The organism is Haloarcula halobia, from assembly GCF_029338255.1.
Taxonomy (GTDB): Archaea; Halobacteriota; Halobacteria; order Halobacteriales; family Haloarculaceae; genus Haloarcula; species Haloarcula halobia.
The window spans coordinates 1,505,584-1,519,668 of record NZ_CP119787.1 but is presented as its reverse complement, the minus strand read 5'-3'; the positions used below and the strand labels follow the sequence as shown (position 1 = coordinate 1,519,668).

Genomic DNA, 14,085 nt, shown 5'->3' with positions numbered 1-14,085 from the left:
CCCCAGTGCGCTTTGCACGCGCCAGCGTTGGAACCGAGCGGTAAAGAAATGCTCGCTGCCCGTCTCAGCCGATGTAGCGGAGGTCCTCGTCGGACGGGGCCGGTGCGTTCTGCCCCTCCATCTCCTGTATCTTGCGGACGACCTCCTCCATCTCGTCGGCGCGCTCCTCCAGCGACGCGTAGTCGACGTCGAAGCCGATCATCTCCTGGAGGACCTCGAGGACGGCCTGGGCGCTCTTGGGGTCGACGAGGTACCCGGAGGTCTCGCCCATGAGACAGGTCGCGGGGAGGTCCCGTCGCTCGGAGAGGCCCAGCAGCAGGCCCGAGACGCCGACGATACCGCCGGCCGGTTCGTCCTCGCGGAACTCGACGCCGGCCGCTTCGAGTTCGTCGGCGAACTCGTCGGTGGTGGTCGCGCCCAGCACGTCGTACTCCTCGATGAGTTCGCCGGTGGGCACGCCACCGAGTGCGTACACCCGCTGGACGCCGAAGTCCGCGGCGACGTCGAGGAAGGTGTCGGTCAGGCCGTAGTGGCCCTGGTTGTCCTGTGCCTGGTGGTCACCCGAGAGGACCAGCAGGTCCGGGCCCTGCTCGGTCCGGACGGCGTGGAACTCCGCGGAGGCCAGCTGTGCGCGCCCCTCGTCGATGGTGACCTGTGGCGGGAAGTGCGTCGAGTAGACCCGCCGGACCAGTTCGCTGTCCAGTTCCTCGAGCAGGTGCTCCGCAGCGAGTTTGCCGACGTGGCCAACCCCGGGAAGTCCCTCGATGAGCACCGGGTCCTCGAGGGTCGGGTCCGCCGCCACTTCGATGTCGAATTCGTCCATACCCGCTATTCCCGGCGGCGGCGCTTAAGAGAACGTCGATACTCGCCGTACCGATCGGTCGGATCGAACGGCGCCGGGGCGCTGTTTATCGCCTCGGCCCCGCAGTCGGGACACGTCGCCGAGAGCGTGTACACCGGGCGCTCGTGTGCCGTCTCCCAGTCCGAGCACACCCGGATGTCGGATTTCATCGCCCTACTCGTCGTCTTCGTGGCGCTCGCGGTGGAACTCGGCGGTGCCGCCCTCGGCCTCGACGACGGCCCGCGCGCGGTCCGCGCTCGCTTCGAGCTCGCTCTCGGCCGTCTTGTAGTCGGGCGCTCGCACCTGGATCCGGTACTCGGGGGAGCCGACGTAGGTCACCTCGAGTTCGATCTCGTCGGGAACCTCGCCGTTGCCCTCGGCCGCCTTGAGCGACTCCTTGATGACGTCCACGCCGCCACTGGTCGAACAGCGCAGGTCGACGTAGCCGGTGACGTTGACGTAGGGCACCGAGACGTTGTTGCGCGCCGTCTCGACGATGGCCTCGACCTCGTCGTCGTCGAGGTCCGTGTCCTCGAGCGCGCTCTCGCCGTGGATGGCCGCCGCCTCGAAGCCGTCGTACAGCGAGCCGAACTCGGCGAGCAGTTCGTTGGCGATGGCGCCGTAGGTCTCGTCGTCTAAGTCCTCGCCGAAGGCCAGTTCCATCCAGTTGTCGGCCTTCTGCTCGTTTTTCCACTCCTGTATCTTCTCCTTTCGCTGGTGGTCGTTGACGTCCTTGATCGAGAGGTCGATCTGCTGGGCGCTCTCGTCGACGTCCAGGACCTTCGCGACGACCGTCTGGCCCTCGTTGACGTGGTCGCGGACGTTCTTGATCCACCCGCTGGCGACCTCCGAGACGTGGACGAGCCCGCGCTTGCCCTCGTACTCCTCCAGGTCGACGAACACGCCGAAGTCCTCTATCTCGTCGATCTTGCCCACGACGAGTTCGCTGGGCTCCGGCCAGCCGCTGTATTTCATCCTATCGTGCCTCGACGACGGCGGTCACTTCGCCCTCGATGTCGGCCTTCCCGCCGGTCGGGCGGGCGAGCGTGTGGCCACAGACGGCACACGAGACCTCGCTTGCGGCCTTCTCGAAGATGGTCTGTTCGTTCTCGCAGTCCGGACAGGCGACGGTGATGAAGCTCCCTGCCATGCTTACTCCTGGAAGGTGAGTCGGCCGGCGCGCCATCCCTCGCGGAGGTGGGCCTTCCCACACTCCGAGCAGCGGTACTTCAGGTCCGTCTTCTTGGTGGGCTTGTCGCCACCCGGGACCTTCGAGAACTTGCCGTCGTTCCCGATGCCGGAGTTGCGCTTGCGCTGGCGGTCGATCCACTTCATCCCGGTCTCGCGGCCGGAACGGACCTTCTCGACCTCGTGTTCGTGGTGCTCGTTACAGTGCGGACAGTACGTGTTAAAGCGTCGCGGCATCTCCATAGATATCGACCTTACGGAGCGATTTGGCGTGGCCGCTTAAAACCCGTTTGGTTCGGAGTCGGGCCGCCGTGCGTGGTTTGGTGGACGTGCACGTACTCGACTGCGCTCTCCCGAACGGCCGTCGTGTCGCCGTCTGGACGCCAGACGAGTCCACGGACGACGTGTTCACACCACGGCCCGTGATATGTTGCGGAAGCCGTGACGACAGCGTCCCGCGTGCAGGGGCGTCCGTGCTCGGTATCACGTATCGCTAGCCGGCCGGGTTCGCTGGCGGGTCGAGACCCGGCGGAGTGTTATTACGTCGCCGGAGCGGTGGAGTCACCATGGCAGCAGGCCTCTTGCTTCCGGCGGAGCACGACGACGTCACGGCGTTCGCCGCCCGGGCAGAATCGCTGGGGTACGAGTCGCTGTGGGCGAGCGAACTGTGGGGCCGAGACGCGTTCGTCACGCTCACCACGGCCGCAGAACAGACGGAGACGCTCGACCTCGGGACCGCTATCGTCAACGTCTACGGCCGCTCGCCGGCCACGTTGGCGCAGGCCGCGGCGACCCTCGCTGGCGCCGCGTCCGGCCGGGTCCGACTCGGTCTCGGGACGAGCACGGCCAAAGCCGTGACCGACCTCCACGGGATGGCCTTCGACAATCCGCCGCGTCGACTCCACGAGACCGTCGAACTCGTCAAGCTGTTCCTGGACGGCGACGACCGGGTGACCTACGACGGGCAGGTGTTTCAGGTCGCGGACTTCCCGCCCTTAGACCAATCCATCCCGGTCTACGCGGCCGCCCTCGGTGCGGCGAATCGACGTGCGACCGGTCGCGTCGCCGACGGCTGGTTGCCACACAACATCCCCTTCGAGAAGTTAGCAGCGACCTACGAGACAGTAGCCGAGACCGCCAGCGACGCGGGCCGGGACCGGAGTGAGATTTCCGTCGTGCCGTACGTCCCGTGTGCGGTGAGCGAGGACACCGACGAGGCAGTCACGACGGTTCGCAACCACCTCGCGTACTACGTGGGAAGCAGCGAGGGCTACGAGAACGCCGTGGCGCTCTCCTTTCCCGACCAGGCCGCTCGAATCGCTGCCGCCTGGCGCGACGGTGACCGCGACGCGGCCCGGAACGCTGTCACCGACGAGATGATGGGACAGCTGGCAATCGTCGGTCGTCCGAGCGAGGCCCGTATGCAGTTCGAGAGTCTCGCTGCGCGTGACGTAGTCGACGACGTCATCGTCACGATCCCGCTCGGTGCGAGCCGCGACCTCCGGGAGCGAACGGTCCGGGAACTTGCCCCGAGTAGTCGCGACCGCTGCTGATGGGGACGATGACAGCCACCAGTGGCCTCGGTCTCGTGGCGCACGCGTATCACACGTTCTGTCGAAGCGGACCGGGCCGCTCGGACGAACCGCCTCGGATATCGGATATCGGATATCGACGGTCCCCCACGGGTGCCGGACTCGCCTTCGATATCCCTAAGTACGCCGTTTCCGAACCCCTGGGCATGAAGAAACTCATCATTCACGGGGACCCCGGCCTCCGGAAGGGCGGCCGCATCGAGTACGACGGGGAGGAGTACGAGGTGTTCGCCGTCGCGCGCCAGGGCGACTGGCACGGCCCCGACCGGCCCCAGCTGTGGTGTACCATCGGGAGCGAGGACGAACAGGAGACCTTCGAGAAGCAAGACTACATCCCGATGCACCTCGACACCGAGGACATCGAAGCCGAGGGCGTCACCGTGCTCCGCGAGCGCGGCGCGGCCGCCGGCGAAGCCTGAGCGGCCCGACACCCGGTTTTTGGCGGCCCGACCTACAGCTGCTCGGGGTGGACCCGATAGATCACGACGTCACCCGCGCGCCTCACTGGCGTGATACCCGAGAGATGGTCGACCGTTATCTCCCCGTAGCGGTTGCGCTCGGCCGGGCCGACGTAGACGTAGCGGACGTCGTAGGCCCGGAGGAGACGAATCTGTGCGTCGGCGCTGCCGGTGTAGATAGTGCGAACGTCCTCGACGCGGGCGTCGTAGACCGACTGGTTGCGGTACTGGGCCTCGTGGGTCCACCCGGCGACGGTGGGGATGCCCGTCAGGCTCGCCGGCGCACTCGCGCCCTCGCCCTCGGCCGGATCCCACCCGTAGTCGGCCGGCGCTGCCGTGACCATCGTCGGGCGGCCCTCGACGGTCGCGTCGAGCCACCGGATGGCCGCCGCTTCGACTGGCTGGGTCCGCTCCAGGTGTGCCAGTCCGTCCAGCGTCGCGTCCCCGCCCCGCTCGGCGTGGTTCGCGAGCGCGAAGGCGCCGTACAGCGACGTCGAGAGGACCAGTAGCGTCACGAACACCGTCGTCGCCGGGCGGACCCAGTGTGTCCCATCGAGTGCCGCCGGCCGCTCGGGTCGCCAGCGCGTCAGGAGCCACGCGAGTACCGGCCCGACGGCGACGCCCCAGAGGATCCACACCTGCATGTAGGTCTTGAACACGGTGTTCATCCGGCCGATGTTCTCCCTGACGAAGACGAACTCGACGAGCAAGACCAGGCCGGCGCCGGCGAGCACGAGAACCGCCTCGAAGCCCACCGGGCGGTCGCCGCCGTCGGCCAGGGCGGGGACGGCAGCGACGGACTGTTCGAGCGCGGGCGAGCGCGCCAGTAGCCACGTCCCCACCAGCAGGGGAACGAGGACGCCGACCGCGACGGCGTCGAGGACGGCGGTGACGGCGACGAGGGCGAGCGTCGCCGCGCCGACGAGGCGGGCCCGGGCGGTCCCGACCCCGCGACCGAGTCGCGCGTACAGGTACAGCGCGAACGGGACGACGAAGGGGCCGTGGACCGAGAGCAGTTCCACCAGCGAGATGCGGTCCGGGAGGACGGCGATCTCGCGGCCGCTGGCGGGCCCGAGCCAGAAGGGGAGCGACCAGAGCAGGCCGACGAGGAGGACCGCGGCAGCGACCGAAAGGGCGAGGCCGACTCGAGTCAGTTCGTGAGAGACACCCGCCGAGGGAATCCGGGCCCGGAGACCGGCCGGCAGGAGCGACGCCGGATCGGCCGGTGCCACCGCGACAGTCAGGAAGACGAGGCCGCCGACCGACGGGAACGACCAGGTGCTCGTGACCGCGACGACGCCACCGACCGCCGGTATCGCGCCGAACAACAGGGCGAGGCGTCGGCGCCGCTCCGTCTCGGGCGTCTGGACGTAACTGAGACAGAGCGCCGCGACGAGCAACAGGAAGCCCGTGCTCATCATGTGGGCGTGGAGGTCGCCGTTGAGCCAGGCGAACAGCGGGAACTCGTCGATGACGAACGCCGCCGAGGGTTCGTAGGTGACAAAGTCGCCGGCGTCGTCGGTGATGACCCGGCTCGCGTCCCAGTAACTGAACGCGTCGGGGCCGTCGGCCAGCCCCCGTGGCTCGTAGCCCGTGGCCGCGAGCACCGACTGTCGGAGGCCGCCGGGCAACAGCCAGATGACGAACTGCGCGGGCGTCGAGAGGTTGCTCGCGAAGCCCACGAAGAACGCGCCCAGGCCCGCTGCGAGTCGCCGCGGGAGGCCCCGGTCGGCCGCGATGGTCCCCGCGAGCCCGTAGGCGGCCGTCACCAGCGTCGCGTAGAACCCCGCGAGCGCGAGGTTGTAGGCGAACTGGCCGGGCGTCCCGGTGAGCCGAGCCAGTATCGAGGCGGCGAGGTGGCCGCCGTAGTAGTACGCGACCGGTTCGCCGGCGAACCACATGTCCTCGGGCGGGAGGCTGTCGGCCCGCAGCAGCGACTGGAGCAACCCGAAGTCGAGGAACTTCTCGCCGCCGAGCGAGACGATGGCGGGGTCGAGCGCACGAATCCAGACGACGAACAGGAACCCGACCGTGAAGACGACGGCCGCTTCGGCGGCCGCCCGTTCGTCCACCGAGACGCCCCGGTAGGTGAGCCCGATGGCCGTCGCGACCAGCACGACGAGACCGATCCAGACGCCCAGCGTGAGCGAGAGGCGACCGAAGAAGTACGTCGCGAGCCACAGGATCCCGATTGCGACCGGGACGCCGAACGCCGCGCCGCGGTCGGCAAAGCGCGGGCAGAGCGACGCCGCGACGGTCCCGCCGGTGTAGAGCAACAACAGGTAGAGCGCGAGCCAGAGCCCGACGAGGCCGTACTCCATCGGTAGATAGAGCGCAATCCTGTCCTATACCTCTTTTGCACCGCGACGGCACTGGCACATTCGAACTGTTTTTACTCACCGGGAGTGGACTGTTCCCCATGTCGGATTCCGTCGGCGTCGTCGTGCCCGCCTTTCGCCCCGACGTCGACCAGTTGCGAGCGTACGTCGTCGCCATCGAGGACGCCCTCTCGCCGGCGAGGGTCGTCGTCGAACTCGACGACCCTTGCGAGGGCGTGCCCGCCACCCTCGCCGACCTGTCAGCCGAAATCGAGACGGTCCCGTACCGCCGGGGGAAGGGCGCGGCCATCACCGCCGGCTTCGAACGGCTCGAGACCGACGTCTACGCCTTCGTCGACGCAGACGCATCCACGCCGGTCCACTCGCTCGAGCGCGTCGTCGCGCAGGTGACCGACCGTGGCGCGGACCTGGCCGTCGGGTCGCGCCGCCATCCCGACGCAACGGTCACCAGCCACCAGACGTTCGCCCGCCGCTTCCTGGGCGACGGGTTCGCGTGGCTGGCGGGCCGACTGCTCGCCGTCGACCTCTACGATTACCAGTGTGGCGCGAAGGCCCTCACCGCCGAGGCCTGGGAACGCGTCCGCCAGCACATCTACGAGCCCGGCTTCGCCTGGGACGTCGAACTGATCGCCGTCGCGGGCGCGCTGGAGCACGACGTCGTCGAGGTCCCCATCGAGTGGGAGGACCGGCCGGGGTCGACCGTCTCGCCGGTCCGCACCTCCGTCGCGCTCATGCGTGCCCTGCTGGCCGCCCGTCACCGGGCGAAACGGCTCAGCGACAGTCGCCTCCACACCGCCATCGCCGCCCGGCGCGAGCAACCGACCGCACTCGTCGAACAGGAGCGATGACGGGACGGCTGGCACGACTCCGCGAGGTCGTCCCCGACCGCTTCGAGGCGCTCGTCTCGGGCGTGCGCTTCGGCCAGTTCGTCTCCGTCGGCGTCGTCGGCGCCCTCTGTGATACGACGGTGCTGGTCGTGCTGACCGAGGTGTTCGGCGTCCTGCCCGAGATCGCCACCGTCCTCGGCATCGAGACGGCCATCCTCGTGATGTTCGCGATCAACGACAACTGGACGTTCGACGCCGAGGGGGAGCACCGCTCGCTCGGTCGCCGCCTCCTCCGGTCCCACGCGGTTCGGGCCGGCGGCAGCACCACGCAGTTCGTCGTCTTCGTCGTCGTCTACCGCCTCCTTTTCGTCCCGCTGTCGCTCGTCGGCGTCGACCTCTGGTTGCTCGTGGCCAAGGGAAGCGGCATCGGCGTCGGGATGTTCGTCAACTACGTCTTCGAGAGCCTCTTTACCTGGCAGGTCCACGAGCCCGACTGAGCCGACCGCGGTACTAATTCACGGACGGCGCCTGAATCACAACCCTTAATGAGTGGCCGGGGTTAGCGAGAGGTAGCGGGATGGGATAGCCAGGAGATTCCGGCGGGCTCATAACCCGCAGATCGGTAGTTCAAATCTACCTCCCGCTATAATTTTGCTGCGAGCAACACGCGAGCAGCAAATTCTCTCGGAGTCGATTTGAACGAGAGAACGCCGAGCGTAGCGAGGGGTTCGCGTTGTTCAGATCTACCTCCCGTCGGCTGGCGGTCACATCGCGGGGACCGACACCCGTCGCGCTTTGAACGGTGACAGTAACGAAGCGACAGAGCCGGCAGGGTATCGTTTGCCAGTATATATCAATATCTCTATAAGTAGTCTGACGTCGTTGCTATCGTATGAACGCGATTATCGAACGTCGGCCGATCACATTCACCCTCGGGGTGACCGTCGTACTTGTCGGGGTAGCCGTCGGCGGTCGGTTCGTCCTCGCGCCGCTCCTGCCGCAACTCACGCTCGACGGTGTCGGACTCCTCTTGAACTGGCTGTTCGTCGGCCTCACGATCGCACTGGTTGCGTGGCTGGGGTGGTGGGACGAGATCCGTCTCCTCGCTCCGGTCGACCGCCGGGCGCTGGTGTACCTCCTGCCGTTCGGCGCAGCGGTGGCGATACCGGTCGTGTTCGGACTCGCTATCCCCGAGGTATCCCTCGTCCGGGGAGTGATTCTCCAGGACTGGGCGACCCTCCTCGTCATCGTGGTCGGCGTTGCGCTCGGCGCGGCGCTCTTCGAGGAGATCCTCTACCGGGGCGTCTTGCTCCGGGCGCTCGAGTCGCGGGGCCACCTCTTTGCCGGCGTCGTCACCGCCACCGCATTCGGTCTCACGCACGTCTCGAAGATCATCCTCGGGGGCTCGGTCGCCGAGTGGCTCCCGTCCATGATTCTCATCATCCCGCTGGGTATCGGGCTCGCCGCGGTCGCCTTCCGACTCGATAGTATCTGGCCACTGATCGTCTGGCACTTCGCCGTCAACGTGACGGGACTTCTCAGCGCCAGCCAGCCACAGGCGTACACCCTCACGACGCTGGGCGTCATCTTTGTCGTCGGCGTGATGGGTGTCTGGCTCCTCTGGAAGGACGACCGGGCCGCCGAAGATGGCCGCTCCCGCGACGGCAGCGCGACGCACACCGAGAGCGCCGAGCTCGTCTCGAACTCGCGATAAGACGACGACCACCTGTCCTCGGTGCCGAGAGCCGTCGCACGCCCACGTCTCTCGTCCACAGTGAATCTATCACGGGCAACGGACTTCCGGCGAGGGACCGTAGTAGCGACGCCGCGACCCTCAACCGTCGCCGTGTTCGTCGGTGATGACGACCTCGCCGTCGACGACCTGGACGTTGATGAGCGTCTTGGCGTCGTAGCCGGCCTCGTCGAGTTCGTTCGTGCCGTTGTCCTTCTTGATGACGCTGACGACGTCACAGATCTCGGCCCCGATGTCCTCAAGGGCACCGGTGAGCGCGGCCAGCGTGCCGCCGGTCGAGAGGACGTCGTCGAGGACGAGGACGCGGTCGCCCTCGTAGACGTCGTTGACGTACATCTCGTTCTCGGAGTAGCCTGTGACCTGCGAGAGCGACACCTCGCCGTCGAGGCCGTACTTGCGCTTGCGGACAACGACGAGCGGGATGTCCGTCATCAGCGAGACGGCCGTCGAGATGTGGATGCCCATCGCGGCCGGCGTGACGATCTTGTCGATGTCGTCGAGTTCGGCCTTCCGGATGATCTTGATAACGATCTCGCGGAGGAGTTCCGGGTGCAGCATCGGGACGCCGTCGCTGATGGGGTGGACGAAGTAGTGGTATCCGTCTTTCTCGATTATCGGCGCCTCGAGCAGCGACTCCTTGAGCTGGTCCATGGCGTCGGTACTGCAAGCCCGTACAAAAATTCTCCGTCAGCGACTCACAGCAGTGTCAGCAGATCGGCAAATTCCCGCACCATCGGGAGCGCGTGGGCGTTGCCAAGCGGGTAGTACTCGAGGGCGGTCAGCAGGACGAACAGCGTCGGGACGGCCGTGGCGACGCCGAGCAGCACGGCCCCGACGCGGCCGCCCCACCCGTCGGACCGACCCGCGAGCGCCCACACCCCGAGCGGGAGTCCGACTGCGAGCGCGAGCAGCGCGTGGAACTGGAACGCCTCGCCGAGGCCGTCGGCGGTGAGGTAGACGACCACGACGACGAGTTGCCCGCCGACCAGCAGCGTCCCCGCGACCGTCCAGGCGAACGGTCGCCAGTGGTCGGTGAGCGTCTGCCGGACGACCCGGAGGCGAACGACCAGGTAGACACCCAGCGGGAAGAGCGGGAACAGGTACCGGACGGTTATCTGGGCGTGGATGGGGAGGCGGCTGGCGTACTGCAGCGTGAGGCCGACGACGGCCAGGAGGGCAAAGAGGTCCACGACGCGGCTCGCCGGGAGCACGCGGGCGGGGAGCGAAAGATCAGCTGCTCGCGCCTGTGCGGCTCGGAGCACACCCGCGGCGGCAAGCAACACGGGGGCCGACTCGAGCACCGAGAGGTTGACGGCCTCCTCGTTGTCGAGGTTCAGCGTGCCCGAGGTGTGGCCGGACCGGACGAGCGTGTGGTAGATTTCGGACGGTCCTGTCAGTATCGACTCGAACCCGACGACGAGTTCGCCGGCGAGGATCGTGAGCGGACGGAGGAACTTCGAGACGACGGACAGGAACGGCGAGAGGGCGAGGAGCAGCGGCTCGAGCGGGCCGGTCGAAGTCCAACCCGAACTCGAGCCACCGGCTGCCGAACTCACCGCGTCACCACCCGAGACGGCGAACAGCCGCGGCGGTTTGAGCGGCGACCCGACGACGAGCGCGTTCGTCACGAGGAACGGAACCAGCGAGAGGGCGAACGCCGCCGCGACGATAGCGAGCGTCCGCGCGCTGTTGTCCGGGGCTGTCGGGACGTCGGCGACGGCGAGCGCGACGAGCAACAGGAGCGCCTCGGGCGCGTGGACCCAGGCGTACAGGCCGACTGTCGCGTACCCGAGGCCGCGGAACGTCGCCGGGCGACGCACCAGCGTGCCGTCGGCATCGGTCCGGCTCCGGTAGAGGAAGTACGCGACGGCGACGACGACCGTCGCCGTGAGCGCGTGGCGTTTCGGCACGCTGGCCCAGAGCGCCAGCGGCGTGCCCAGGACAAGCACCACGGTGCCGGCCAGCCCCACGCGCGCCGAGTGCATGCGAGCAAGGAGGCGGTAGAAGAGAACCGGCGTGAACGCGGCGATCCCGAGGTGGAACAGTTGCAGGGCGTAGAGGTGCGTCATCTCGCCGTCGAGCGGGTGCGCGAGCGTGACGTTCAGGGCGAACAGCGCGAGCACGCCGAGGCTACCGGCGACCGTGATACGGTCGTCCCCGAGGTAGCGCCCGACCGTGACGACGAGCGCCAGCAGCGCCAGCGACCAGAGCGCGACGAGCGCGATGCGGAGGTCGACGGCGCGTTCGAGCCCCTCCAGCGCGAGCCAGACCGGGAGCGAGAGCACGATGGCGCCGTAGTTCCGCGCGATGAGCGCGTCGCCGACCCGTTCCGCACCCGGGGTATCCAGCCGCGGACCGTAGGCGGCTTCGGTGAGGACGAGCTGGCCGTTCGAGAGACTGTAGAGCCCGTTGGCGAGGGTATAGGAGTCGGTGATGAGAAAGTCGGTGCGCCAGACGAGGCCGAACAGGCACAGCGTGCCCAAGAAGACTGCGAGGCCGGGTCTGTCACCGAAGAGGACGGCCACGCTCCGCTCTCGGAGATGGTCGAGCGGATTCTCGGTCCGGAGGTTGGCGACCGCTTCGGCGACGCTCATCCGGACACCCCGATGGTGACGGTTCGCGACGCGACGACGGTCTCACCGCTCGAGTCGCGTTTGACGACCGAGAGTCGGCCCTCGTACGACGACTGGTTGATAGCCTCGAGCGAGAAGGTGTCCGACCGCATCGTCAGTCGGTACCGGTCACCCGTCGACGGCCCGAGGAAGTGCGTCGTCGTCCGTGTGTAATCGAGCCCGGCGATGGTCAGCCGATAGGAGAGCGTCGGACTCCCCTCGAGCGTGCTGAATCGTACCGTCGTCGCCGGCACGGTCAGATGGTAGTTCTCTGCCCCGAAGGACGCACGCTCGAAGGTGGCGGTTTCGGGAAGCGTGGCGTCGGCGACGGTGGCGGTCCCCTGACCCAGCGCCTGCTGGGCCGGTTCGGACGTGAGCGCGACACCGGGAACGAGGGGGCCGGAGACGAGCGTCGTGACGAGGATGACGCCGACCGCGCCGAACACGACGCCACGAGCATAGTCCATCGTTAGCACCCACTGGATAGCCGGAGATAAATGCATCGTAGAGAGCGGTCGCTGTGGGACGGTAGAAACGAGAAAAATCGGGGTTAGTTATGCGTTAGGCCCTTGGTCCTGAGCGAGAGTCGCAGAGTTGTCGCCCTCCACAGTTTCGTAGACAACCCTCACATCGTAGTTATTTGGAACCCCGCTAAGGCTCAGAGAATTACCAGCTGTGATTTCACTAGTTGGACTGTAAGAGCCGATTGAGTCCCAACTTCCAGTCTGACTATTTAGATTACTACCGCGAATATACAGCTCTTGTGCTTCGATAGAGTCACCACCATCATGAGTGACATCAAGCGGGCCACCGGATGTATAATCGAACGAGAAACTTGCCTGTGGAGTCGTCTGCTGTGCCTGGTCGCCGAGTCCGAGGACGAACGACGCGATGACGGCCGCCAGGATGACGGTAATCGCGACCATCAGGATGACCCCGATGACCGGCGAGACAGCGTCGTCGTCGTGGATGAGTCGTTTGATATCCATTGTGTTCTCCACACACCGGGTTTTGTCCGAGCAGTAATTCGAACCTATCTCCGGTAAGGAGATATTTCGCTGCTCGTGGAGGTGTGCTTGGTTGGTGTATCCACGTGATCTGACTTATACCCGAAACACGTTTCACCCGTTCAACCCCGGCTTGAAACGCGTCAAGAGCCTGTTGAAGCCGGATTCCGAGACTAGTTGGTGAGGTAATAGGTCGAGGGGGCCAATCGACAAAGTGGTCGGCAATGTAACAGGAAAAGTGCCGCCCACGAAACCGAACGCAGCTATTCGTCGCTCTCCTGGTCCTCGGCGTACTCGCTGAGCGTGACCTCGCGTGCGACGTACGTGTGGTACGCTGCCGAGCCCGTGAGGACGAGGGCCATCACCGTCGCCCATACGAGCGGTGGGACGAGCGTGAACGGGTAGATGCCGACCCAGAGAATCGCGACGACGGCGAGGCTGATGGCGCCCAGCGAGAGGTAGTACTCCCGCCACGGGAACTCGCCCCCCGGGACGATCTCGAGATACACCGTCAGCTCGTTCGTATGTGACGTTGTGTCGATGACGCCGTTCTCGGAATCGTACTCGACGATGCCCGCGTCGTGCATGCGCGGGAGATGCGTCTGCTGGAGTGTCGTGTACACGCGCTTGCGCTGTGCGCTCGAGACTTCGGCAGGCACGCAGTCGTATTCCTTCGCGGCGACGTCCGACGCCAGATTGCCGAGTTCGACCGGGCCGCCGTTTGTGCGTAGATACTGGAGCACGTAGCGGCGGCGTTCGTTCTGGAGGACGTCGAAAATCTCGCCCTTCGACAGCCGGTCACTCGACGTGCGGGTCCCGGACACCTTCGTCTCCTGACTCATTGCTGGGCAGGACCCCGTCGTCCCGTTCGTCCGGAAACCATCCGATACCAGGAGGTGCGCGATGCGCACTAATAACTCCAGCGGTGGCCGAGATTTCTCGTGAAAATCCGCAGAGAACTGGAACCGAAGTGGTTACGCGTCGGGACCTTCCCACTTGCCGAGAGTGGCCGTGCTCCCGCCGCTGGGATCCTGGTAGGTGACTCGGACTGTATCGTCGGAATTAACGTTCACTGTAAGCGTGCTTCCGGCGCTAATTTTAGAGGTGGCAGCGAACTGAGCAGTGCTGGAGTCGATCTCTGAAATATCATCTCCCCAAGAACCGTCGTCTTGAGAACCTGAAACCGAAAGGTCCTGGGCTTCAATCGTGTCTCCGCCATCATGGGTTATATTCAGCGTCCCATCGCCGTCGTCGTCATTATCATAGTTATCATCGGCACCTTCGTTATACTCGAACGAGAAACTCGCTTGCGGCGCGGTATTACTGATCTGGTCACCGAGACCGAGGACGAACGTTGCGATGACGGCGGCGAGGATAACTGTGATCGCGACCATCAGGATGACGCCGATGACCGGCGAGACAGCGTCGTCGTCTGAGAGGAGTTGTTTCGGATTCATGTCTTGTGTCC

At 66.3% G+C, this 14,085-nt stretch carries 17 protein-coding genes and 1 tRNA gene; 6 read left to right on the top strand and 12 right to left on the bottom strand.

Features of this window, described 5'->3' with window-relative positions; all coding sequences use genetic code 11:
• Positions 1 to 64: 64 nt before the first annotated feature.
• From P1K88_RS08045 to P1K88_RS08025, 5 genes are read right to left on the bottom strand one after another with little or no spacing between them, the layout of a single operon-like run.
• Complete coding sequence (locus P1K88_RS08045) at positions 65 to 823, bottom strand: proteasome assembly chaperone family protein (RefSeq protein WP_276413944.1); 759 nt, start codon at positions 821 to 823, stop codon at positions 65 to 67.
• A gap of 5 nt (positions 824 to 828) precedes the next feature.
• Positions 829 to 1,011, bottom strand: coding sequence for an RNA-protein complex protein Nop10 (locus tag P1K88_RS08040; RefSeq protein WP_276413943.1), 183 nt, complete (start codon positions 1,009 to 1,011; stop codon positions 829 to 831).
• A 4-nt stretch (positions 1,012 to 1,015) separates the two neighbouring features.
• Positions 1,016 to 1,816, bottom strand: a complete 801-nt coding sequence (locus P1K88_RS08035) for a translation initiation factor IF-2 subunit alpha (protein WP_276413942.1) — start codon at positions 1,814 to 1,816, stop codon at positions 1,016 to 1,018.
• Position 1,817: 1 nt separating this feature from the next.
• Positions 1,818 to 1,991 (bottom strand): 30S ribosomal protein S27e, encoded by a 174-nt coding sequence (locus P1K88_RS08030; protein ID WP_276276876.1) that lies wholly within the window; start codon positions 1,989 to 1,991, stop codon positions 1,818 to 1,820.
• Positions 1,992 to 1,993: 2 nt separating this feature from the next.
• Positions 1,994 to 2,272 carry a 50S ribosomal protein L44e gene (locus P1K88_RS08025; protein WP_276276875.1) on the bottom strand — a complete coding sequence of 93 codons (279 nt, stop codon included), beginning with the start codon at positions 2,270 to 2,272 and terminating at the stop codon, positions 1,994 to 1,996.
• 323 nt (positions 2,273 to 2,595) lie between these two features.
• On the opposite strand from P1K88_RS08025, the gene P1K88_RS08020 reads away from it, so the two are divergent.
• Positions 2,596 to 3,582: an LLM class flavin-dependent oxidoreductase gene (locus tag P1K88_RS08020; RefSeq protein WP_276413941.1), complete on the top strand. Its 987-nt coding sequence runs from the start codon at positions 2,596 to 2,598 to the stop codon at positions 3,580 to 3,582.
• 185 nt (positions 3,583 to 3,767) lie between these two features.
• The gene (locus P1K88_RS08015; RefSeq protein ID WP_276413940.1) at positions 3,768 to 4,040 is read left to right on the top strand and encodes an HAH_0734 family protein; all 273 of its coding nucleotides are present in this window, start codon (positions 3,768 to 3,770) and stop codon (positions 4,038 to 4,040) included.
• Between the two features lie 32 nt (positions 4,041 to 4,072).
• Here P1K88_RS08015 and P1K88_RS08010 read toward each other — a convergent pair whose 3' ends face one another.
• Positions 4,073 to 6,400, bottom strand: coding sequence for a DUF2298 domain-containing protein (locus P1K88_RS08010; RefSeq protein ID WP_276413939.1), 2,328 nt, complete (start codon positions 6,398 to 6,400; stop codon positions 4,073 to 4,075).
• A gap of 98 nt (positions 6,401 to 6,498) precedes the next feature.
• Here P1K88_RS08010 and P1K88_RS08005 point away from each other — a divergent pair, with 98 nt between their 5' ends.
• The 4 genes from P1K88_RS08005 to P1K88_RS07990 all read left to right on the top strand — a co-directional run bounded on the left by P1K88_RS08005 (position 6,499) and on the right by P1K88_RS07990 (position 8,959).
• Positions 6,499 to 7,266, top strand: a complete 768-nt coding sequence (locus P1K88_RS08005) for a glycosyltransferase (RefSeq protein ID WP_276413938.1) — start codon at positions 6,499 to 6,501, stop codon at positions 7,264 to 7,266.
• Positions 7,263 to 7,742, top strand: coding sequence for a GtrA family protein (locus P1K88_RS08000; protein WP_276413937.1), 480 nt, complete (start codon positions 7,263 to 7,265; stop codon positions 7,740 to 7,742). The genes P1K88_RS08005 and P1K88_RS08000 overlap by 4 nt, the downstream gene beginning before the upstream one ends.
• A gap of 74 nt (positions 7,743 to 7,816) precedes the next feature.
• A tRNA-Met gene (locus P1K88_RS07995) sits at positions 7,817 to 7,891 on the top strand.
• Between the two features lie 246 nt (positions 7,892 to 8,137).
• Positions 8,138 to 8,959 (top strand): CPBP family intramembrane glutamic endopeptidase, encoded by an 822-nt coding sequence (locus tag P1K88_RS07990; RefSeq protein ID WP_276413936.1) that lies wholly within the window; start codon positions 8,138 to 8,140, stop codon positions 8,957 to 8,959.
• Positions 8,960 to 9,079: 120 nt separating this feature from the next.
• Here P1K88_RS07990 and hpt read toward each other — a convergent pair whose 3' ends face one another.
• The 6 genes from hpt to P1K88_RS07960 all read right to left on the bottom strand — a co-directional run bounded on the left by hpt (position 9,080) and on the right by P1K88_RS07960 (position 14,074).
• A complete protein-coding gene (hpt, locus tag P1K88_RS07985; RefSeq protein ID WP_276413935.1) occupies positions 9,080 to 9,649 on the bottom strand; it encodes a hypoxanthine/guanine phosphoribosyltransferase in 570 nt (189 codons plus the stop codon).
• Between the two features lie 44 nt (positions 9,650 to 9,693).
• A complete protein-coding gene (locus P1K88_RS07980; RefSeq protein ID WP_276413934.1) occupies positions 9,694 to 11,592 on the bottom strand; it encodes a hypothetical protein in 1,899 nt (632 codons plus the stop codon).
• Entirely contained in the window at positions 11,589 to 12,077 is a 489-nt protein-coding gene (locus P1K88_RS07975; RefSeq protein WP_276413933.1) for a hypothetical protein, read from the bottom strand. The genes P1K88_RS07980 and P1K88_RS07975 overlap by 4 nt, the downstream gene beginning before the upstream one ends.
• 87 nt (positions 12,078 to 12,164) lie before the next feature.
• Positions 12,165 to 12,599: a type IV pilin N-terminal domain-containing protein gene (locus P1K88_RS07970; RefSeq protein WP_276413932.1), complete on the bottom strand. Its 435-nt coding sequence runs from the start codon at positions 12,597 to 12,599 to the stop codon at positions 12,165 to 12,167.
• Positions 12,600 to 12,880: 281 nt separating this feature from the next.
• The gene (locus tag P1K88_RS07965) at positions 12,881 to 13,459 is read right to left on the bottom strand and encodes a DUF7344 domain-containing protein (RefSeq protein WP_276413931.1); all 579 of its coding nucleotides are present in this window, start codon (positions 13,457 to 13,459) and stop codon (positions 12,881 to 12,883) included.
• Between the two features lie 132 nt (positions 13,460 to 13,591).
• Complete coding sequence (locus P1K88_RS07960; RefSeq protein ID WP_276413930.1) at positions 13,592 to 14,074, bottom strand: type IV pilin N-terminal domain-containing protein; 483 nt, start codon at positions 14,072 to 14,074, stop codon at positions 13,592 to 13,594.
• Between the last annotated feature and the right edge of the window lie 11 nt (positions 14,075 to 14,085).

Coding starts and splice junctions, on each gene's coding strand:
- P1K88_RS07980 (WP_276413934.1), bottom strand. CDS start 11,592: ATGAGCGTCGCCGAAGCGGTCGCCAACCTCCGGACCGAGAATCCGCTC.
- P1K88_RS07960 (WP_276413930.1), bottom strand. CDS start 14,074: ATGAATCCGAAACAACTCCTCTCAGACGACGACGCTGTCTCGCCGGTC.
- P1K88_RS08015 (WP_276413940.1), top strand. CDS start 3,768: ATGAAGAAACTCATCATTCACGGGGACCCCGGCCTCCGGAAGGGCGGC.
- P1K88_RS08020 (WP_276413941.1), top strand. CDS start 2,596: ATGGCAGCAGGCCTCTTGCTTCCGGCGGAGCACGACGACGTCACGGCG.
- P1K88_RS07990 (WP_276413936.1), top strand. CDS start 8,138: ATGAACGCGATTATCGAACGTCGGCCGATCACATTCACCCTCGGGGTG.
- P1K88_RS08035 (WP_276413942.1), bottom strand. CDS start 1,816: ATGAAATACAGCGGCTGGCCGGAGCCCAGCGAACTCGTCGTGGGCAAG.
- P1K88_RS08025 (WP_276276875.1), bottom strand. CDS start 2,272: ATGGAGATGCCGCGACGCTTTAACACGTACTGTCCGCACTGTAACGAG.
- P1K88_RS07965 (WP_276413931.1), bottom strand. CDS start 13,459: ATGAGTCAGGAGACGAAGGTGTCCGGGACCCGCACGTCGAGTGACCGG.
- P1K88_RS08000 (WP_276413937.1), top strand. CDS start 7,263: ATGACGGGACGGCTGGCACGACTCCGCGAGGTCGTCCCCGACCGCTTC.
- P1K88_RS08045 (WP_276413944.1), bottom strand. CDS start 823: ATGGACGAATTCGACATCGAAGTGGCGGCGGACCCGACCCTCGAGGAC.
- P1K88_RS08030 (WP_276276876.1), bottom strand. CDS start 1,991: ATGGCAGGGAGCTTCATCACCGTCGCCTGTCCGGACTGCGAGAACGAA.
- hpt (WP_276413935.1), bottom strand. CDS start 9,649: ATGGACCAGCTCAAGGAGTCGCTGCTCGAGGCGCCGATAATCGAGAAA.
- P1K88_RS08040 (WP_276413943.1), bottom strand. CDS start 1,011: ATGAAATCCGACATCCGGGTGTGCTCGGACTGGGAGACGGCACACGAG.
- P1K88_RS07975 (WP_276413933.1), bottom strand. CDS start 12,077: ATGGACTATGCTCGTGGCGTCGTGTTCGGCGCGGTCGGCGTCATCCTC.
- P1K88_RS08005 (WP_276413938.1), top strand. CDS start 6,499: ATGTCGGATTCCGTCGGCGTCGTCGTGCCCGCCTTTCGCCCCGACGTC.
- P1K88_RS08010 (WP_276413939.1), bottom strand. CDS start 6,400: ATGGAGTACGGCCTCGTCGGGCTCTGGCTCGCGCTCTACCTGTTGTTG.
- P1K88_RS07970 (WP_276413932.1), bottom strand. CDS start 12,599: ATGGATATCAAACGACTCATCCACGACGACGACGCTGTCTCGCCGGTC.